General features: G+C 62.9%; 12 protein-coding genes. 6 read left to right on the forward strand and 6 right to left on the reverse strand.

Annotated features, from left to right (window positions below; translation table 11 throughout):
* Nucleotides 1–7 precede the first annotated feature (7 nt).
* On the reverse strand, nt 8–1,375 hold the full coding sequence (gene radA, locus AC07OE_RS12910; protein ID WP_495070973.1) for a DNA repair protein RadA: 1,368 nt from the start codon (nt 1,373–1,375) through the stop codon (nt 8–10).
* 130 nt (nt 1,376–1,505) lie between these two features.
* Here radA and mgtA point away from each other — a divergent pair, with 130 nt between their 5' ends.
* Together mgtA and AC07OE_RS12920 are read left to right on the forward strand one after the other, a co-directional pair.
* On the forward strand, nt 1,506–4,037 hold the full coding sequence (gene mgtA / locus AC07OE_RS12915; RefSeq protein ID WP_495070974.1) for a magnesium-translocating P-type ATPase: 2,532 nt from the start codon (nt 1,506–1,508) through the stop codon (nt 4,035–4,037).
* Nucleotides 4,004–6,598, forward strand: coding sequence for a cation-translocating P-type ATPase (locus tag AC07OE_RS12920; protein WP_495070975.1), 2,595 nt, complete (start codon nt 4,004–4,006; stop codon nt 6,596–6,598). The genes mgtA and AC07OE_RS12920 overlap by 34 nt, the downstream gene beginning before the upstream one ends.
* Here the strand turns inward: AC07OE_RS12920 and AC07OE_RS12925 are convergent.
* The 3 genes from AC07OE_RS12925 to alr all read right to left on the reverse strand — a co-directional run bounded on the left by AC07OE_RS12925 (nt 6,595) and on the right by alr (nt 10,364).
* The gene (locus AC07OE_RS12925; protein ID WP_495070976.1) at nt 6,595–7,710 is read right to left on the reverse strand and encodes a hypothetical protein; all 1,116 of its coding nucleotides are present in this window, start codon (nt 7,708–7,710) and stop codon (nt 6,595–6,597) included. The genes AC07OE_RS12920 and AC07OE_RS12925 overlap by 4 nt on opposite strands.
* Nucleotides 7,711–8,049: 339 nt before the next feature.
* On the reverse strand, nt 8,050–9,273 hold the full coding sequence (locus AC07OE_RS12930) for an HD-GYP domain-containing protein (RefSeq protein ID WP_495070977.1): 1,224 nt from the start codon (nt 9,271–9,273) through the stop codon (nt 8,050–8,052).
* Nucleotides 9,270–10,364, reverse strand: a complete 1,095-nt coding sequence (gene alr / locus AC07OE_RS12935; RefSeq protein WP_495070978.1) for an alanine racemase — start codon at nt 10,362–10,364, stop codon at nt 9,270–9,272. Before alr ends, AC07OE_RS12930 begins: the two co-directional genes overlap by 4 nt.
* A 126-nt stretch (nt 10,365–10,490) precedes the next feature.
* Between alr and lplT the strand changes: the two genes are divergently transcribed.
* Nucleotides 10,491–11,774, forward strand: a complete 1,284-nt coding sequence (gene lplT, locus AC07OE_RS12940) for a lysophospholipid transporter LplT (RefSeq protein WP_495070979.1) — start codon at nt 10,491–10,493, stop codon at nt 11,772–11,774.
* Here lplT and AC07OE_RS12945 read toward each other — a convergent pair.
* On the reverse strand, nt 11,771–13,012 hold the full coding sequence (locus AC07OE_RS12945; RefSeq protein ID WP_495070980.1) for a GGDEF domain-containing protein: 1,242 nt from the start codon (nt 13,010–13,012) through the stop codon (nt 11,771–11,773). The two genes, lplT and AC07OE_RS12945, sit on opposite strands and share 4 nt — an antisense overlap.
* A 106-nt stretch (nt 13,013–13,118) precedes the next feature.
* On the opposite strand from AC07OE_RS12945, the gene AC07OE_RS12950 reads away from it, so the two are divergent.
* The 3 genes from AC07OE_RS12950 to AC07OE_RS12960 all read left to right on the forward strand — a co-directional run bounded on the left by AC07OE_RS12950 (nt 13,119) and on the right by AC07OE_RS12960 (nt 20,143).
* A complete protein-coding gene (locus AC07OE_RS12950; RefSeq protein ID WP_495070981.1) occupies nt 13,119–13,604 on the forward strand; it encodes a glutathione peroxidase in 486 nt (161 codons plus the stop codon).
* A 715-nt stretch (nt 13,605–14,319) separates the two neighbouring features.
* Nucleotides 14,320–18,174 (forward strand): autotransporter domain-containing protein, encoded by a 3,855-nt coding sequence (locus AC07OE_RS12955; protein WP_495070982.1) that lies wholly within the window; start codon nt 14,320–14,322, stop codon nt 18,172–18,174.
* 13 nt (nt 18,175–18,187) lie between these two features.
* The gene (locus tag AC07OE_RS12960) at nt 18,188–20,143 is read left to right on the forward strand and encodes a hypothetical protein (protein ID WP_495070983.1); all 1,956 of its coding nucleotides are present in this window, start codon (nt 18,188–18,190) and stop codon (nt 20,141–20,143) included.
* On the opposite strand, the gene AC07OE_RS12965 is transcribed toward AC07OE_RS12960, so the two are convergent.
* A complete protein-coding gene (locus AC07OE_RS12965) occupies nt 20,144–20,896 on the reverse strand; it encodes a FecR family protein (protein ID WP_495070984.1) in 753 nt (250 codons plus the stop codon).
* Nucleotides 20,897–20,918: the final 22 nt, after the last annotated feature.

Consider the following 20,918-nt stretch of genomic DNA (forward strand, 5'->3'; position numbering starts at 1 on the left):
CGCCAGGTCAGCCCAGTCCGCGCACCACGTTCATGGCCTCTTCCACCCGGTCCACGGCGTGGATGGTCATGCCCTCGATGGGCTTTTTGGGTGCATTGGCCTTGGGCACCACGGCCACGCTGAAGCCCAGCTTGGCGGCCTCCTTCAGGCGCTCCTGCCCGCGTGGCGCGGGGCGCACCTCGCCGGCCAGCCCCACTTCGCCAAAGGCGATGAAGCCTTTGGGCAGGGGCTTGCCGCGCAGGCTGGAGGTGATGGACAGCATGACCGCCAGATCGGCCGCCGGCTCGCTGATGCGCACACCGCCCACGGCGTTCACAAAGACGTCCTGGTCCATGCAGGCCACGCCGGCATGGCGGTGCAGCACCGCCAGCAGCATGGCCAGGCGGTCTTTGTCCAGACCCACAGACAGCCGCCGTGGGGAAGGGCCACCGCTATCCACCAAAGCCTGGATCTCGACCAGCATGGGGCGGGTGCCCTCCAGCGTCACCATCACGCAGCTGCCGGGCACGGGCTCGGTGTGCTGGCTCAGGAAGATGGCACTGGGGTTGCTCACGCCTTTGAGGCCTTTTTCGGTCATGGCGAAGACGCCAATCTCGTTCACGGCGCCAAAGCGGTTCTTGATGGCGCGCACCAGGCGGAACTGGCTGTGCGTGTCGCCCTCGAAGTACAGCACCGTATCCACCATGTGCTCCAGCACACGCGGCCCCGCCAGCGCACCCTCTTTGGTCACGTGGCCCACCAGCACGATGGCCGTGCCGCTGGCCTTGGCAGCGCGGGTCAGGTGGGCCGCGCACTCGCGCACCTGGGCCACCGAACCCGGCGCGCTGGTGAGTTGTTCGGAATACACGGTCTGAATGGAGTCGATGACCGCCACGTCCGGGCGATTCGCCTCAAGAGTCGCGAGGATTTTTTCCAACTGGATCTCGGCCAGCACTTTGACTTGCGAGTGGTCCAGCCCCAGGCGGCGCGAACGCAGGGCCACTTGCGCCCCGCTCTCTTCCCCGGTCACATACAAAGTGTTTTTGCCGGACCGCTGCAGCGAATCCAGTGCCTGCAGCAAGAGCGTGGACTTGCCAATACCAGGGTCACCGCCGATGAGCACCACGCCGCCCTCCACCATGCCGCCGCCCAGCACGCGGTCCAGCTCTTCGTGGCCGGTGGGGGTGCGTTCCACGTCGCTGGCTTCGATGTCAGACAGCACAGCCACCTCGGCGGTCTTGGCCAGCGAGGCAAAGCGGTTTTTGGCCGGGCCATCGCCACTGGCCACCGATTCGATCAGCGTATTCCAGGCGTTGCAGTGCGGACATTTGCCCAGCCACTTGGGGCTGGTACCGCCGCACTCGTTGCAGGTGAAAACTGTTTTGTCTTTGGCCATGGAGCGCATGATACTGTATGAAATCACAGATATGCAGTCGACTTTGATCTTGCGCAATGCTCTGCTTTTTATAGCTACCCAAGCATACGGGATCGGGGCTACACTGCCATTTGACACCCCAACCACCACTATGCCCCCTATTCCTATGCCGCCAGTCGCGCACGCGGGCCTGAGCCAGGCCGAGGCAGAGCAGCGGCTCGCGCAAGTGGGTGCCAACCAGTTGCGCCCAGCGCTACAGCAAGTGGCGTGGCGGCAGTTTCTGGCCCAGTTTCGCAACCCGCTGGTGTTGATCCTCCTGGCTGCGGCCAGCGTCTCCGCCTTGACGGGTGATCGGAGCGGCGCGCTGGTGATCGCCGCCATCGTGCTCATGAGCGTGGCGCTGGACTTTGTACAGTCCTGGCGCGCCGGCCAGGCCGCAGCCCAACTGGCGCTGCAGGTCGCAGTCACGGCCACGGTGCTGCGCGACGGCACGCTGCGGGAACTGCCAGTGGCACAGCTGGTGCCCGGCGATGTCGTGCGGCTGTCGGCGGGCGACCTCATTCCCGCAGACGCGCGCGTGCTGGAAGCCAATGACTTCTTCGTCAACCAGGCGCAACTCACGGGGGAGCCGTATCCCGTGGAGAAAAAGGCGCGTCTGGCCAGCCCCGACACCGTGGCAGACGCAGCCGCCAGTTCCGCCAGTGCGCACTGGGACAACGACGCCGTGGACACCGTCTTCCTGGGCAGCTCGGTGGTGAGCGGTTCTGCCACGGTGCTGCTGGGGCGCACAGGCAGCCGCAGCGCCCTGGGACAGATTGCCGTGAGTCTGGCCGACAAGGCGCCGCCCACCGCGTTTGAGATGGGCACACGCCACTTCGGCGCGCTCATCATGCGCCTGACGCTGCTGCTGGTGCTATTCACGCTGCTGGTGAATGTGGCACTGCATCGTACGCTGCTCGAATCCTTTCTGTTCGCCGTGGCGCTGGCCGTGGGCCTGACCCCCGAGTTGCTGCCCATGGTGGTGTCCGTCACGCTCACCAAGGGCGCCATGCGCATGGCCGCGCTCAAGGTCATCGTCAAGCGGCCCTCCGCCATCCAGGACATGGGGGCCATGGATGTGCTGTGCACCGACAAGACCGGCACGCTGACCGAAGCACACATCCGCCTGGAGCGGCATGTCGATGCCGACGGCCTGGACAACGCCGAGGTGCTGCGCCTGGCCTACCTCAACAGCTTCTTTGAGAGCGGGCTGAAGAGCCCGCTGGACGACGCCATCCTGGCGCACGGCGAGGTGGATGCCAGCGGCTGGACCAAGATCGACGAGGTGCCGTTTGACTTTGAGCGCCGCCGCGTCTCCGTGCTGCTGGAACAAGCAGCGCAGCGCCAGCTGGTCGTCAAGGGCGCGCCCGAGGACATCCTCCAGCTCTGTACGCACTTCCAGGACCGTACCGGCCAGCCCCTGCCACTGGACGCGCCTGCACGGGCCCGCATCAACACGCTGTTTGACAGCCTGGGGGAAGAGGGTTTCCGGGTACTGGGGATTGCCTGGAAGCCCGTGGCACCGGACCATGGCCATGCGGTCATCTCTGACGAGAGCGCGCTGGTGTTTGCCGGGTTTGCAGCGTTTTTGGACCCGCCCAAGGCCAGCGCGGGGCAGGCCTTGCAGGCCATGGCCGCCAGCGGTGTGGCGGTGAAAATCGTTACCGGCGACAACGAACGCGTCACACGCCACGTCTGCACACAACTGGGCATCACCATCACCGGGGTGCTCACCGGCACCGAGCTGGCCAGCATGAATGACGATGCCCTGCGCGCCCGCGTCGAAGCTGTCAATCTGTTCTGCCGCGTCAACCCTGCGCAGAAGAACCGCATCATCCTGGCGCTCAAGGCGCGCGGCCATGTGGTGGGCTATATCGGCGACGGCATCAACGACGCGCCTTCGCTGCACACCGCCGATGTCGGCATTTCGGTGGACGACGCCGTGGACGTGGCCAAACAGGCCGCCGCCATGATCCTGCTGGAGAAAGACCTGATGGTGCTACACGCCGGCATGCTCGAAGGCCGGCGCACCTTTGGCAATGTGATGAAGTACATCATGATGGCCACCAGCTCCAACTTCGGCAACATGTTCAGCATGGCGGCTGCCACGTTGTTCTTGCCGTTTTTGCCGATGCTGCCGCTGCAGATCCTGCTCAACAACCTGCTCTACGACGTGTCGGAGATTGCGCTGCCGCTGGACGATGTGGACGCCGAAGACCTTGCCAAGCCCAAGCGCTGGGACATGGGCTTTATCCGCAACTTCATGCTCACCATCGGCCCCATCAGTTCGCTGTTTGACTTCCTGACGTTTTACCTCTTGATCCGCCTCTTTGATGCCAACGAGGCCCTGTTTCGCACCGGCTGGTTTGTGGAGTCTCTGGCCACCCAGGTGCTGGTGATCTTCGTGATCCGCACCCGGCGCAACCCGCTGCGCAGCCACCCCAACCGCTGGCTCACCCTCACCTCGCTGGCCGTGGTGCTGGTGGCCGTCGCACTGCCCTTTTCACCGCTGGCCGCCACACTGGGTTTTGTGCCGTTGCCGCCGGCCTTCTTTGGCGTGCTGGCGGTCTTGTTGGTGGCCTACATGGGCATGGTTGAAATGGGGAAACAATGGTTCTACCGCCGCCAAAACGCAGCGGCCTGAGCACGCAAGAGGCGGCCAAGCGCCTGCTGACCGATGGCCCCAACGTGCTGCCCGGCGAGCAACCGCGCCGGCTGGCCGCCATCGTGCGGGACACGCTGAAGGAGCCGATGTTCATGCTGCTGCTGGCCGCCGCCGTGCTCTACGGCGTGCTGGGCGACTGGCAGGAGGGCGGCATTTTGATGGGCCTGGTGGTCGTGGTGCTGGGGCTCACGTTGTACCAGGAGGGCAAGACCGAGCGCGCCATGCAGGCGCTGCGCCAGCTCTCCAGCCCCCGCGCACTGGTGCTGCGCGACGGCCAGCCCCTGCGCATCGCCGGCCGCGATGTGGTGGTGGGCGACCTGCTGCTGGTGGCCGAGGGCGACCGCATTGCCGCCGACGCCGTATTGCTGGACGGCAGCGAGGTGATGGCGGACGAATCCCTGCTGACCGGGGAATCCACCCCGGTGGACAAGCTGGTGGTACCTGCGAGTGACGACATTCCGACCACTCTGCCGCCCCAAGCCGGGGGCAACCAGACGCCGTTTTTGTACTGCGGCACGCTGGTGGTCAAGGGGCATGGCACGGCCCGTGTGCTGGCTACTGGCGAACGCACGGCCATGGGCCGCATTGGCAGCGCCTTGCAGAGCCTGCAGGCCGAGGCCTCGCCGTTGCGTGCGCAGACCGCGCGGCTGGTGCGCACGCTGGCGGTGGTGGCGCTGGTCGCCAGCCTGTCGCTGGTACTGGCCCATGGACTGCTGCGGGGTGACTGGGTGGCGGCGGTGCTGGCCGGCATTGCGCTGGCCATGGCACTGCTGCCGCAGGAGTTCACCGTGGTGCTGACCGTGCTGCCAGCACTGGGCGCATGGCGCCTGTCCCAACTGCAGGTGCTCACCCGGCGCATTGCCGCCATCGAAACGCTGGGCGCGACCTCGGTGCTGTGTGTGGACAAGACCGGCACGCTGACCGAAAACCGCATGACCGTGGCCCAGCTCTACGCCTATGGCGGCACAGAGGCCGACGCCACGTTGGCGGTGGACTACAGCGCGCAATCCGCACTGCCGGAGGCCTTCCACACTGTGGCCGAATTCGCCATCCTCGCCAGCGTGCAAGACCCGTACGACCCGATGGAGCTGGCCTTTCACCGCCTGGGTGCGCACTTTCTGCAAGGCACCGAGCACCTGCACCGCGACTGGACGCTGGTGCGCGAGTACGGCCTGACGCACCAGCTGCGCGCCATGTCGCATGTGTGGACGACGGTCACCCAGGACCACGCCCGCATCGTGGCGGCCAAGGGCGCGCCCGAAGCTGTGGTGGACCTCTGCCACCTGCCCGAGGCCGAGCGCCTGCGCATTGCCACCGCCGTGGATGCCATGGCGGGCCAAGGCCTGCGGGTGCTGGGGGTGGCGCAAGGCCAGTTTGAGGGCACGGACTGGCCTGCGCAGGAGCACGACTTCAGCTTCCGCTTTGTCGGCCTACTGGGCTTGCAAGACCCGCTGCGGCCCGAGATTCCCGAGGCGGTGGCCCAGTGCCATGCGGCTGGCATCCGCGTGGTGATGATCACCGGGGACTACCCGGCCACCGCGCAGGCCATTGCACAGACCGCCGGGCTGCCCCAGCGCGATGCGGGTGAGGTGCTAAGCGGTGACGAGATTGCCACGCTGGACGATGCCGCCCTGCGCACCCGCATGCGCGGGGTGGCCGTGTGTGCCCGCGTGGCCCCGGCACAAAAGCTGCGCATTGTGCAAGCGCTACAGGCCGATGGCCAGGTGGTGGCCATGACCGGTGATGGCGTGAACGACGCCCCGGCACTGAAGGCAGCGCACGTGGGCATTGCCATGGGCGGGCGCGGCACGGATGTGGCGCGCGAGTCCTCAGCCCTGGTCCTGCTGGACGACAACTTTGCCTCCATCGTGGGGGCCATCCGGCTGGGGAGGCGCATTTTTGACAACGTGCGCAAGTCCATGTCCTACATTCTGGCGGTGCATGTGCCGATTGCCGGCATGGCCCTGCTGCCGGTGCTGCTGGGCTGGCCCACGGTGTTGTTCCCACTGCACATCGCGTTTCTGGAGCTGGTGATCGACCCGGCCTGCTCCATGGTGTTTGAGAACGAACCGGCAGAGGCTGATGGCATGCGCAAGCCCCCACGCGATGTGCAAGCCCCTCTGCTGGACCGGCGCACGCTAGGCATGGCCTTGCTGCAAGGCACGGGTGCGCTGGCCGTAGTCCTGGTGGCGCAGTGGTGGGGCATGGCGCACTGGGGCGAGGCCGGCGGGCGGGCCTTTGCCTTCATCGCACTGGTGCTGGGCAACCTGGGACTGATTTTTTCCAACCGCAGCCACTTACCCCTGTGGCGGTCGGTAGGCGCACCCAACCGCACGCTATGGATTGTCTGCGGCGTGGCACTGGTGTTGACGCTGCTGGCCGTGTACCTGCCCTGGCTGCAGCGGCTGTTTGCATTTGCACCAGTGCCCGCGGTGGGCTTGGCCACCGCGACCGGCCTGGGCCTGCTGTGCATGGCCTGGTTTGAAGCGCTGAAGACTTGGCGACGCCAGTTGCCCCCTCACCGTAGTCCGGGACATTAGTCGCCACCACGGTTGGCATAGTGCTGTTTCATCTTGCCAACCAGCAGCCCTCCATCGGTATCCACATTGGTTTGCGCAGTCTCCCCGCTCCCGAATAGCAAGCCCAGAATATTGGCGTCACGCACTTCGGCAATGTGGGAGAAAAGCAATTCCACGCGCTGGTCTTTGTAGTGCTGGTACGTGTTGTTCTGGTACGAGTTACCCAACGGCAGTTGCCAGAGAAAGAAAGGCTTGCCTACCGCCAGCGAGACGGCCTTCACCCACGCCAAAAAGGTGGTCATCTTGGCCACATCCCAGTCATGACCCGGCTGCCCTTGCACTAGGCGATACCAGTCCGCATCGCGGTCACTGGGGTCTGCCACCAGAAAATCGCCCTGCCCCGCACCCAGGGCATTCATGAAGTTCGCCCAGGAGGTAGCGTCGCCCGCACTGGTGTAGTTCCAGGGAGATACATGCAAACCCACTGTGGCATTGGGCGCATAGACGCGCACCATGTGAATCAGGCATTTGACATACCCGGCGGCGTCATTGGTATACCCAGCACCGCAGTCCGCGGGATTGCTGAGCGCCACCTTGGCAGGTACCGCACTGGGCAGGCTTGTGGTTTGCGCAGCTTTGGCCTTCAGGTACCCAAACAGATCGGGTTCAATGTGCAGCATGGCTTGATCGTTCCCGATCTTCTGCAGCAAGAATCGCCAGTCATCAAAGTAATTGGTCAAAAACGTCTGGTCGTCCAGCGCGGCCGTTTCGGCAATGCCCTCGGTAAGACCCGACGCAGGCAGCACCATGTAGTAGGTCAGGAACGGAATCTGCGGTCGGGTCACGCCGTTCCAAGTACGCGCCTTGGCACTGCCAACGAACCGCCCGGCGTACAAGCCTCGCGTTGTGCTGCTTTCCTGCCAGGCAACCCATCCTTTGCAATCGCTGAAAGGGGACGTGCCGTTCAAACAATTGGCGTGGTTGTAGGCAGCACCCCAGACACCGGAGTTGAAGTATTGGTATTGCATGTCGAAAGGGGCTGCATTGCCAACACTTCCCGAGAATCCGATCATCACCTTGGTGTGCCCCATGAAAGGGACACTCAGCGCAGAGTTGGTAGGCGTGGTGCTCACGCTAAAGTCCATGGAGGCGGTACTGCCTCCCGACGAACCGCCTCCTCCGCCCCCTCCGCAACCCGCCAGGACAATTCCCAACAAGAAAATGCCAACGCGCATGTTTGTTTTTCTCCGACACGAATGAAAAATCAAAAGACTGATATTCACGCATAAATAAAATTATTTACATATAAACATTACATATGGATACGGATCCGGTAGCACGGCGGCCACGGACGCTGAACCGAGCGACGCAAAAGTTGCGCCTGATTCAGCCGTGACAGGCCCCAAGAGGGGGCAGGGTTTGATTGGAAGCGCCGCAGGTGTGGCTACGACAGCCTGCAGAGACCTGAAGCGCTAGGCGCGCGGAATGCGCTCACGCGCCTGGCGCACTTTGTCGCGGTTGATGGTGACCCGCACCTTCTCGAAATTCACCGCCGCGGCAATGGCATAGGCCGGCTCGGTGGCAGTGTTGTGGCCCACGTACTTGCCAATCGGCATGCCGTCCTTGTCGAGAATGGGGATCACCCAGGGCGTATTGGCGCGCTCGCCGCGCTGCACCGACACAGCCGTTTCGCCATTGGCCAACTGCATGTAGCTGCCCGGCGGGTAAAAGCCCACGGCCTGCGCGATGGCGGAGCCCACGCCCACGATTTCCCCCTCTGCGCCCATGACCATGGACTTGACCGCCTTGACCGGCGCGAACGACATGCGCGTCTTGCGCGCCGCCATGCGTGCCACAAAGCCGTCGGCCAGGTGCAGCAAACGGCGGCTGGAGAAATTGCGCGCCATGCCCTTGGGTGACTCCGGAACATGGTGCCAACGCACAATGTCCAGCACGTCCTCGTCGTCCAGCCCCAAGCCCACCAGGATATCCACGCTGCGCAAGGGATGGTCTGCAATCAACGCACGTTGTTCCGGGGTCAAGGGCTCGCTCTGGCGCGAAAGGGCATCCTGCTCGCGCGCCATGCCAATGTTCATGGTCAGCGCAGCGCGGCGCAGTGTCTGGCGCTGCATGGGGTCCAGCCCCAGTTTCTGCCCCGCCAGTTCACCAATCACCGCACATAGCAGCGCATTGGTGGCGCAGTAGCCCAGGCTGCTGTCGGCCAGCGCCTGGAACAGGCAAAACAGGCTCTCGTCGGCATCGGCCGCCAAGAGGGACTGGCACTTGCGCTCCAGCCCGGCCAGACGCGGCAAGGGGTTGATGGCCAGCCCGCCCTGGTAGAGCACGCCGCGCAGCACTTCCTGAATGTCCAGCCAGCCACCACTGAGTTGCTGCCCCACCACATAGTCCCGCTCCAGAATGGCACTAGGCATGGGTGCGGTGGCAATGGTGAGGATGTCCACCCCGTCGCGCAGCATCTGGTGCACCATGCGCTCATAGGCCTGCTGCCAAGCCATGCCCTCGACCTGGCTCGAACAGGCTTCGTGGTCGTGCAGCTTGTCACGGTGCTGGACGGACAGAATGGGTTGGCCCTTGCGCAGCAGCAACTGCCCCGTGGTACCACTCCACACATCCACGGGAAGCGGCTTGCCCACCTCCAGCATGGAGACCGGAATGGGAATGGTATTTTTGTTCAATCGGCCACCACCACCGGCACGCGCAACGCCAGCCCGCACATGAGCTCATAGCCCACGGTACCGGCGCAAGCAGCGACCTCGTCAATCGGCAGGACGGCGCCGTTGGCCGCCCGCCCCCACAGCGTGACCTCACTGCCCACACGCGCGTCGGACACGGGGCCAAGGTCCACGGTGATCATGTCCATGCTGACACGGCCCACGGTCCGCGTGCGCACGCCGTCTACCAGCACCGGTGTATCGGTGGGGCACAGGCGCGGGTAACCGTCGGCATAGCCGCAGGCCACCACGCCAATGCGCATCGGCTTGTCGGCCACAAAGGTAGAGCCATATCCGACGCTAGCCCCCGTATCTATTGAACGAATAGCTATCAATTTTGCAGCAAGCGTCATGGTGGGCTGTAAGCCCCAGTGGGCCGCGGTGTGCTCCGGGTAATCGGGTGCGCTGCCATACACCGCAATACCGGGGCGCACCCAGTCAGACACCAGGTTGGGGCCGGAATGGCGCAACGTGGCTGCGCTGTTGCTCACCGTGCGCTCGCCGGGCAGGTCGTCAGTCGCGGCCTTGAAGACGGCCATCTGCGCGTCAATGCCCTTGGGGCCATCGGCATCGCTGAAATGGGTCATCAGCGAAATCTCATCCACCTGGGGCAGCGCGTTCAGCCGCGTCCAGGCCGAGCGCACCTGCTCAGGCTGGAAACCCAGGCGGTTCATGCCCGAGTTGACCTTCAGGAAAACGCGGTGCGGTTCGTTGGTCTTGTGAATGGCCAGCATGTCGATCTGCTCTTGGCAGTGCACGGTATGCCACAGGCCCAGGCGCGAGCACAGCTCCAGGTCGCGCTGTTCGAACACGCCCTCCAACAAAAGGATGGGGCCACGCCAGCCCAGGTTGCGCACGCGTTGGGCTTCGTCCAGGTCCAGTAGCGCAATGCCGTCGGCGCCGCGCAGGCCGTCAAACGCGCGCTCGATGCCATGGCCATAGGCATTGGCCTTGACCACCGCCCAGACGCGCGCGTCGGGCGCGGCACGGCGGGCGGTTTCCAGGTTGTGGCGCAGCGCTTGGGTATGGATGGTGGCGTGTATGGGGCGTGGCATGGCAGGGGCAGAGAGAGGGGGTGCGAAGATTTTGACATTGGCCGCCGTGCTATAACCGCAGCACGTTTGGAGACCTACAACAATACCTGATGCATTAGCCACGCTAATGTGCCCTATCCCCCACCCATGAAACGCGGTTTTTACACCATCATGTCAGCGCAGTTTTTCAGCTCGCTGGCCGACAATGCTTTGTTTGTGGGTGCGGTGCAGTTGCTACGCAGTGCAGGCGCACCGGAATGGCAGCAAGCCGCCTTGGTCCCCATGTTTGCGTTGTTTTACGTGGTGTTGGCGCCTTTTGTCGGGGCGTTTGCGGATTCCATGCCCAAAGGCAAGGTGATGCTGATCAGCAACGGCATCAAGATTGTGGGCTGCCTGATGATGCTGTTTGGCACCCACCCGCTCATGTCCTACGCCATCGTGGGCCTGGGGGCGGCGGCCTATTCCCCGGCCAAGTACGGCATCCTCACCGAGCTGCTGCCCGCAAGCCAACTCGTCAAAGCCAACGGTTGGATCGAAGGGCTGACGATTTCCTCGATCATCCTGGGCGTGCTGCTGGGTGGCCAACTGGTCAGCCCCAGCATTTCCAGCGCGCTGCTGTCGTTCGACTTTCCTCTGATCGACACCAGCATTGACACCCCACCCGAAGCCGCGATCAGCGTGCTGATCTTTGTTTACCTGGCGGCGGCCTGGTTCAATACCCGCATACCGCTGACCGGCGCCAGCATGCGCGCCTTACCGAAGAACCTGCTCACGCTGTTGCCCGACTTCTGGAAATGCAATGCCAAGCTGTGGAAAGACCGGCTAGGCCAGATCTCGCTCAGCACCACCACGCTGTTTTGGGGCGTGAGCGGCAACCTGCGCTACATCGTGCTGGCTTGGGCATCGGCGGCGCTGGGCTACAGCGTGACCCAGGCCTCGGCCCTGGTAGGGGTGGTCGCCATTGGCACGGCGGCGGGAGCGGTAGCCGCCTCCCTGCGCATGCGGCTGGAGCACGCCACCAACGTGATGCCGCTGGGCATTGCCATGGGCTTGCTGATTTTGTTTCTGAACTTCATCACCAATGTCTGGGTGGCGGCCCCCTTCCTGATTTTGCTGGGCGGACTGGGTGGCTTTCTCGTCGTACCCATGAATGCGCTGCTGCAGCACCGCGGCCACAACCTGATGGGGGCTGGCCGCTCCATTGCCGTGCAGAACTTCAACGAGCAAGCCTGCATCCTGGGTCTGGGCGCTTTTTATAGCCTGTCTACGGGCATGGGCCTCTCGGCCTTCGGGGCTATCACCGTGTTTGGCGTGGTGGTCGCGGGCTTCATGTGGTGGATCAAGCGCTGGCATGCGCGCAACTGTCGCGACCATGCGGCGGTGCTGGAGCACCTGCTGGCCATTGCCCGCAACGACAACCTGCACGGTTAGGCGCGCAGGTCCGACGCAGGGCCACCGAGCTCGGACGACTCGGGCGCGGCGTACTCCACCCGGTCGCGCCCCAACTGCTTGGCGACATACAGCGCACGATCGGCAGCCGCATAAATACTGTCTACCGTGCCGCGCTGGCCACTGGCCAGTCCGCTGACACCAAAGCTGGCAGTCACCGGCACCGCCACATCGTCAATCACCAACGGCTGTGCGCGCAGCAACTGGCGCAGCTTCTCGGCCACTTCCATTGCGCCCTCGCGCGACGTGTCGGGCAACAACACGATGAACTCTTCGCCGCCCAGGCGTGCCACGGTGTCGGTAGCGCGAATGCCTCCGCGCAGCAGCGTTGCCACCTGCTTGAGCACAGCGTCGCCAACCGGGTGGCCATGCTGGTCATTGATTTTCTTGAAGAAATCCAGGTCCACCATGATGAGCTGGGTGTCACAGGGCGCGCGTGCCACACGCGCCAGCTCCATATTGGCCATGCGCATGAACTCGCGACGGTTGTACAGCCCGGTCAGCGTATCGTGGTCAGCCAGAAAGGCCAGCTCTTGCTGTTGCGCCATGAGTGCAGTGTTGCTGCGGCTCAGCTCGCGACGCAGCATCACCGCACGCGAATACTGGTTCCAGACCATGACAGAGGCCAGCAACGCCAACCCCGGAGCAATGAAGGCGATGATGTTCAGGCTGGGTGCGTGCAAGGGGTCAATGGGCGCCCGGCTGAGCAGGAAGGAAAACACCAGGTAGGCTCCCAAATACAGGGGTACCGAGATACCCGGACGCATCAAGCCGATTACGCCGAACATGATGCAAATCATCATGAAACTGGACGGACCAGCCCCCGCATTGGCCACCAAGTCTGCAATGGTGATGGCGGCGCCGAAGTAGAAGTAACCGGCAGCAATCACGATCTGCAGGCAGATGGCCCATGCACTGGCGCGACGGCTGCGCAGAAGGGTCATGTGCGCCAGCAGGCCAGTGACCAGCACGAATAGGCAGACCACCACGTGGGCCCACATGACGCTGCGGGCCCATACGGCCATCTCGGGGTGGTCCGGCGGCGCTGCATAGTTCAGCAGGAACAGCGCCAGCCCGGCATGCAGCGGGGCTGTCAACGCGGCGACCCAGCGGTAACGCCGCAACGACTCCAGCGTACCCTCCCCCTGGACCAGGTCGTACTCTTTTTGGGTGGACTGCATCCACTGCACGCTTCTGCGGTACCAGGCTGTGAGTTTCACCAAGGCTCCTCTTTGCAAAGAATCTTCCCAGCAAAATCCGACTCTTACAAGCGCTTTCTCACACCTGTTAAGGTGGTGCTCCCGACTTCTGCGAAGGACCCTTTTTATGGCCAGCGTGTATGACTTTGAAGCCCTACAAATCTCCGGCAAACCGGTCGCTCTGCGGCAGTTTGAGGGTAAGCCCCTGCTGATCGTGAACACCGCCAGCGCCTGCGGCTTCACGCCGCAGTTTGCGGGGCTGGAGGAGTTGCACAAGACCTATGGCGACAGGGGCCTGGTGGTGCTTGGCTTTCCCTGCAACCAGTTTGGTGCCCAGGACAAGGGCAGCAATGATGAGATCGCCGAGTTCTGCCAGCTCAACTACGGCGTGAGCTTTCCCATGATGGCCAAGATCGACGTGAACGGTGGCGACGCCCACCCGCTCTACCAGTGGCTGGTGAAGGAGGCCCCGGGCTTTCTGGGCACCAAGGCCATCAAATGGAATTTCACCAAGTTCCTGATTGGCAAGGACGGCCAGGTTCTCAAGCGCTACGCGCCTACGGACACGCCAGCGAGTCTGGCATCGGACATTGAAGCTGCGCTAGCGGATTGATAGCAGCCACCCCAGGAAAACCCGGGGTCTGTGGAGAGAATGCAACAGTGGCATTAGTCCTAATGGACCGCGCGTCGGTCGAAACTCCCGAAACTCAGCACATTTAGTTACAGTCCGGGAACTCGGGCCGTTCCGGCCCCGCGTTCATTGGGGTCTGGAAATGTTTTGTCACAGGCTGCTGCGGCTTGCGCGGTCAATTGCGAAATATGCGCTGCTTGCCAGCTTGGGGTTGGGTGTTTTTCAAACCGTCTACGCCCAGTCCGTGGCTGCAGGTCAAACTCTGTACCGGAGCGGCGTGGCATCCTACCCGGCGGCGTATCGGGTTTGTGCCAGTTGCCACTTTGGTACGGAGTACAGCGCAACACAAGGTGTTACTGCTCCAGGACACCCATCCGCTTCGCGCAATCCTGCATTCCTGAAATCGGCCTTGTCTCCCGGTGGTCTGATGGCCGCACAAGCTGGTGCGACTGCGGGCAATGTTCCTACTGACAGCGACATCATTTCCCTGTCTTTGTATATCGGTCAGTTTTTCAGACCGTCTTTTGCCACAACCACCAGTTCATTGAGCGTCGCGGCTGGAAGTTCTGCGACAGTGGATGTTTGGAGCTACTTGCACACAGGTTCATCGGGAGGCGCAGCGCAAGATTCTGCGGGTTTGGCGGCAAGCGCCTCCCACGGAACCGCGACCCCCAGCCAAGTCGCCGATGTGGCCAACATGGCCATGAAATACAACGTGCAGTACACGCCCACAGCCGGGTATATCGGAACAGACGCGGTCGTGGTGACTGCAACCAATGCCAGCGGCGCCTCTTCCAACAATCACACCATCAGTGTCACCGTAGTCGGGATTACCAGTGCGGGAACTGCAAGCGGAGCCACCGGCCAAGCGTTCGGCTACTCGATCACCAAAGTAGGTACTGCCAACGGCGCCAATCCCTACAGCGTAGTGGGTACCCTGCCGTCTGGCGTGAGTGTGGACACATCCAGCGGCGTAATTTCAGGCACACCAGCATCAACGGCCGCAGGAACATACCCAGTTACCGTACGGTTCAACGATCTCAATGTGGGGCTTGTCACCAAGAGCGTGACCATTTCTATCGATGGCATCACCAGCGCGAGCACGGCCAGTGCCACGCAGGGTTTGGCGATGACCACGTACCAAATCACGTCCTTTCTTAGCGCCAGTGCATTTGGCCTGGATGTCACCCCGCCTGGATTGAGCTTCAACACTGGCAACGGGCAGTTGACCGGCACTCCCACCAACAGTGGAACGTTCAACCTGACCGTGTCAGCAACCACGGTCTCTGGGACGCAACAGCGCGGGTTGACACTCACGGTGGCGTCTGCTGGCGTACCTGTGGTCTCTACAACACCTTCGCTTTCTGCATCCCCCACTCCCAACGTAGTCGGAACAGTGGGCACCGCGATCAGCAGCATTACGGTTGCGGGTACCAATCCCCCCCTCACAGCGGGTAGCTTTACGGCTTCCGGCCTACCCACCGGTTTGGCCATCAATGCGAGTACGGGGGTGATCTCCGGTACACCCACCGTCAGCGGCGACTACAGCGTGACTCTGGGTGTCAGTAATGCCAGTGGAGCGGGATCCCTGGTCGTCGTCATGCGCATCCATGCCACCGCGGCACCCGTGATCAGCAGCGGGGCGGCAGGCTCCGGCACCGTGGGGTCCGCTGGCACGGCTTACACCATCACCACAACGGGTACGAATGGTCCCATCACCAGCTATTCGGTTGTATCGGGCAGCCTGCCCGCAGGCCTGACGTTGAACACCAGCACGGGCGTGGTGTCGGGCACGCCCACGGCCAGTGGCGTATCCACGGTGACGCTGGGGGCAGTCAACTCAGGCGGAATGACAGGCTCCCTGGCGGTGACCTTCACCATCACACCCAATGCAGTACCGGTGATCAGTAGCCCCAGCAATGGAACGACCACGGCGTTGGCGTTGGGCGCAGCCATGAGCCCCATCACCATCACGGCTAGCAACCCGCCACTGACCGCATTTGCGTTGGCCAGCGGGACTCTGCCTGCTGGCGTGTCCCTAAACACCACTACCGGCGTAATCTCTGGCACGCCCACCACACCTTCAGCCAGCAGCGCTGTCACGCTCACTGCCACCAATGCGGCGGGAACCAGCGCCGCCATTACCGTCAATTTTTCAGTGGGTGTACCCTCCCCCGCAGCCTGTACCCTGACGACGACGGCCAACACCGCCGCAACGCTGAACCTCAAAAATTGCATGTTCCCGGCACTGAGCCCGACCGGTATGTCGGCCTCCATGCAGCCGGCCCATGGCACGCTGTCCATCAGCGGCGTCACCGCGACGTATACCCCGGCGGCCAACTTCTTCGGCACCGACTCGTTCTCTGCTATTGCACACTTCAGCGGGGGTGCCACGTCCACCGCCGGTATCGTGACCGTGACCGTAACTGGTCGCCCCGACCCCACCAAGGACGCGGCAGTCGTCGGCACGGTCACAGCACAGACCGAGGCAGCCCTGCGCTTCTCACGCACCCAGATTGCCAACTATGGCCGTCACCTGGAAGGCTTGCGTGGCCGCGGCATCGGCTTTGGAAGCGCCCCGCCCGCAGCACGGTTTGGTGAAGCCACAGTGGCCACTCCCTCAGCCGCTCGAGCCAGCGCCCAGCTCAACAGCCTGGGCACCAACAGCGCCACCCAGTTACCGGTGGGCACTGCGCCGGCCTCCCTGCCTGTGTCGTCCGCCGTTAGCCAAGTGGCCAATGACACCGGCCTGAGCCAGAACCCGCTCTACGGGCTGGTTACGGGGCTGGTGCAGAACCAGTCTGTCGATCTGGGGCGCATGTCTGCAAGCCTGGGCGGCAATAGCAATACCGGCGCCACCGCCTTGCCTGGCCCCAAGGTCTGGGTAGAGGGCGTGGTGAGCTTTGGCGCACGTGACGCCAGCGGCGGCATGAGTGGCTCGGACTTCAGCTCCAGTGGCGTCAGCATGGGTGTGGACCTGGCCTGGGACGACAAGCTCACCGTGGGCATGGGTGTGGGCTACGCCCAGGACACGACCAACATTGGCACCGATGGCACGCGCAACGATTCCCGCGGCTATTCGCTGGCAGTCTACGCCAGCCGCCAGGTTGGTACCAAGGGTTTCCTGGAAGGCATGCTGGGCGTGGGCTCGGTGGACTTTGATTCGAAACGCTATGTGACAGCGGCCAGCGCTTTTGCCAATGCCAACCGCAAGGGTTACCAGCTGTTTGGTTCGGTGGGTGGTGGACTGGAGTTCCGCGACAAAGCCAACATGGTCTCACCCTACGGCCGGTTGGATTTCTCGATGGACCAGCTCAACGAGGCGACCGAAAGCGGTGCAGGCGCCTTTGCTCTGAACTACTACACCCAGACCAATACCGCGCTGCAGGGCGTGCTGGGCCTGCGTGGTGAAAGCATCCACTCCACTCCGTTTGGTTGGGCGATTCCTCGGGCCCGCGTGGAGGTACGCCAAGATCTGCAGAACAAGAGCGAAGCCGCCATTTCCTATGCCGACCAGATTGGTGGCACACGCTACTCCATCTCCCCCTCCGGCAGCCTGCAAAGTGCACTGGTGTTCGGCATTGGAAGCGAGTTCCTGTTCCGCGATGGCTGGGCCTTTGGCGTGGACTACCAGCTGACCCAGGTGTCGGCCCAGGAGTCGAGCTACGCGCTGCGGCTCAAGCTGATCAAGGAGCTGGGTGCCAAGGGTCTGCCCAACCTGCTGCAGGGTGTCGAACTGGACTTCAACGACGACAACGAAATCCAGGTGGATGCGGGTTACACATGGGATGACAACATTACCCGCTCCAAAGTGTCTTCCGATATCCGCGGGGACAGCATCTACACCTTCAATGCAGGGCAGACCCGGGCAATTTCCCTCAGCGGCACCAGCCGGCTGCTACTCACCGGCAGCGTGGGCGGCGAACGTTTCCAGACCTACAACGGGCTGAGCAATATCAACCTGACTGGCGAGGCCGTGTACCAGTACCGGGCGTCTTCCGAGTTTGATGAGCCCACCTTCGGGCTGTTTGGCCGCGTCACGGCGCTCAAACACCAATCCACCCTGCGCGATGGCTACCGCTACTCGGTGGGTGCATCGGTGATGAAACCGCTCACCGACCGCATCAACCTGTTCAGCGCGCTGGGCTACAACGGCCGCAGCGCCAACAGCACGGTGTTCCAAACGGCAGACACCTCCCTGCGCATGAACCTCGACTATGCGCTGCGCGGCAACGCGACGCTGTATCTGGGCGCCGAATACCGCGATGGTGACATCGTGTCCACTGGCCGCTCGTCGCTGGAAAACGTTACCGTGGCCAAGGTTCTGGTCCAGGACGATGCCTATGCAGGAGGACAGTTCTTCAGCTACCGCTTTGGTGGCACCACGGTGCTGACCACGCTGGGCTACAACCTGGGTCTGGGGGCACGCGATTCCATTGATATTGCCTGGCGCCGTGTTGAATCCACCCCTGGCATGCGGCCCGCATGGGCCACCTCGCCGAGCAGCTACATCACCAACCAGCTGTCGGCCAGCTACCTGATGCGGTTCTGAGGAAGCGCCCGCCATGAAACTCTCTTCCTTTGCAACAACGGTTGTTCTTGCGGCCATGCTGGCCTTGTTGTCCGCTTGCGGCGGTGGTGGCGGAGGCGGAAGCAGCAGCTCCAGCACCACGTCCACCGAAGGGCCCGCGGGGCCCAACAGTTTCTTGCTTTTTCCGAACCCGCAGAAGCTGGACGACGGCAGCCTGGAAGTCAACTCTACAGCCTACGCCACGGGGTATTACCAGGCGATCGACCCTTCCAACGAACGGACCACGCTGACGGACTTCAAAAGCAAAAACCAGTTCGGCACGGGTGGCAATGAGGTGAGCATCGTCATCGGCGACCAACGCGATCTGGGGTACGGCCGCAAGATGACCGGCCGCACAAATGCGGATGGCAGCATTGCCTTCGTCGTCGAAAACTATCTGGTGGGCGGGTACGGCGCCTACACCTCGCTCAACGTGGAGGCCGCTGTCCGGAGTGAGGCACGCTGGCACATCGGTACGAATGGCATCGAGTTCAGCCCAGGTCCATCGGGAGGCACCCGATTCGTCAAGTTCTATACCTTCGACCCCGTTTCCGGGCAACGGCTGAACGTGGCCAATCTGGACGGCCGAGGAACCAAGGCCATGCCCACGGTCTGCATCAGTTGCCATGGAGGTCGCGGTGATCCGCTGACACCCACAGGCTTGTTCCCGAAACTAATGAACTCGGTGTCCGGTGTGCGCGGGGACATTGGCGCACAAACCCATCCGTTTGAACCGGCGTCTTTTGATTTCTCCACCATCGGCGGCTACACGCGCTCCGTTCTGGAAGCGAATATCAAAGAGCTGAACAAAATGGTGTTGTGCACCTACCCCATACCCGCCAGTGAAACGTCCGGAACCTTCGACGGATGCAGGCGCGCAGCGACCCAAAATGAGTACCAGGGCACCGCAGCTGCACACATCAAACACATGTATGGCGGCAACAATCTGCCCAATGCCACGAGTGAGACCACCAACACGTACATGCCTGGCGACTGGCAGAGCCTGGGGCGTGGCACGCTGTACTCCACCACCGTCACCGAATCGTGCCGTGTGTGCCACAGCCTGCGGGGTACGGGCAACCAGTCGGACATCGACTTTGAGTCGTTCACCAAATTTGACAGTTTTGCCGACCGCATCAAGGCCCATGTCATTGACCGCGGCAATATGCCCCTGGCCAAACTGGTCTACGACAAGTTCTGGACTACCAGCGCCATGAACGCAGAGATGGCAACCTATCTGTCGGGCACGACGTACAGCGCCGATGCCAGCAAGCAGCCGGGCCGACCTGTGGCAGACCCTGGACCGGACCGTGTGGTGAAAACACTCACGCCGACCTTGTCCGCGGCCATGAGCCTGTATTCCAGCACCTACCAGTGGTCCATCGTGACCGACCCGGTAGGAACCGCCACCCTGAGCAACGCCACCTCGGCCAGTGCCACACTCAACACCACCGCCAACGGCACCTACGTTGTGCAATTGATCACAGGCAACGGCAGCACCAGCAGCACCGCAAAAACATTGACGGTGGTGGTCAATACCGCGTTGGCAGACCCCACCTTGCTGCGTTTCACTGACATCAAAGCCATTCTGCAAACCGGCGGCCAAGTGGCGGGTCAATGCACCCAATGCCACAAGTCTGGCGGTAATGGCACCGTGACGCCACCCATTTGGTACACCGATATCGACCGAAACGGCGTGAACGGCGTGGAGGCCACCAACGACAAGTCGACGGACGACAACCACTGGTTCTACAAAGAGCTGCGCGGACGCATCAACTTCACGGATATCGCAGCCAGCCCCCTGCTACGCAAACCCTCGGGCAATCACCACAACGGTGGTCTTGTCGGCGGGGCCGGCGGTGGCTTCGACACCAGTCTCACGCCTGGTGCCGCGGGCCGCAGCCAATACGACACCATCCTCAACTGGATTCTGAATGGCGCGCCCGAGTGATCAGTAGCTGCGGCGGGGACCGCTGTACGAATCCTTGGAGAACACAAAGGGAGTTCTGCGCCCCACCAGGGTTTCGATCAGGGCGAGTTCCTGGTCCGTGTGGTTCACAAACGGGGCATTGCGGATGTTTTTGCCGGTGCCACCGTCCTTGACGATGTAGAGCGGGCGGTCGTGGTGGGAGGCCACCACCTGTTCACGGCTCTCGGGGTCGTCATTGGCCTGCACTTCGGTGGAGCCGTAGCAAGTGCAGAAGTAGGTTTGCTCGGGGTCGGCTTCGACATAAAAACCGGTACCGCGGATGCCGATGGTGGAGGTGGACGTGGTCACGCGCATGGGCGAGTTGCGTGACACGGAGAGCAGCTTGCCGGTGACCATGCGCAGGCCCCCAATGATGTAGCCCGTGACCGACATGTCTGCGGGCGCTTCGGGGGGCGCCTCAATCACCAGCTTGCTGTCGCCACGCAAAATCATCGAGTGGGTGTTCACGACAAAGATGGCTTCGCTGTTCTTGCCAGTTTGCAAGGTGTCGCCCGGTTTGATGGGCGTGCTCAGCGTGGCGGGTTTGTCATTGACCTTCACGTCCCCCGAGATGCCGTAGATGGACTGGCCCGGTGGCAGCTTGCTGGGCTTGGTTCCGAAAATGCTGAAACCCTGGGCTTGGGCCTGGGTGAAAGCGCCACCAAACACGCCAGCGGCCAGCGCCTGGATCAGCCATTGGCGGCGTGGATCGTCAATTTCGTCGGATGAATACATGGGCTCCCCTCAACTCGGTGTG

This window comes from Rhodoferax sp. GW821-FHT09E07, assembly GCF_059416145.1.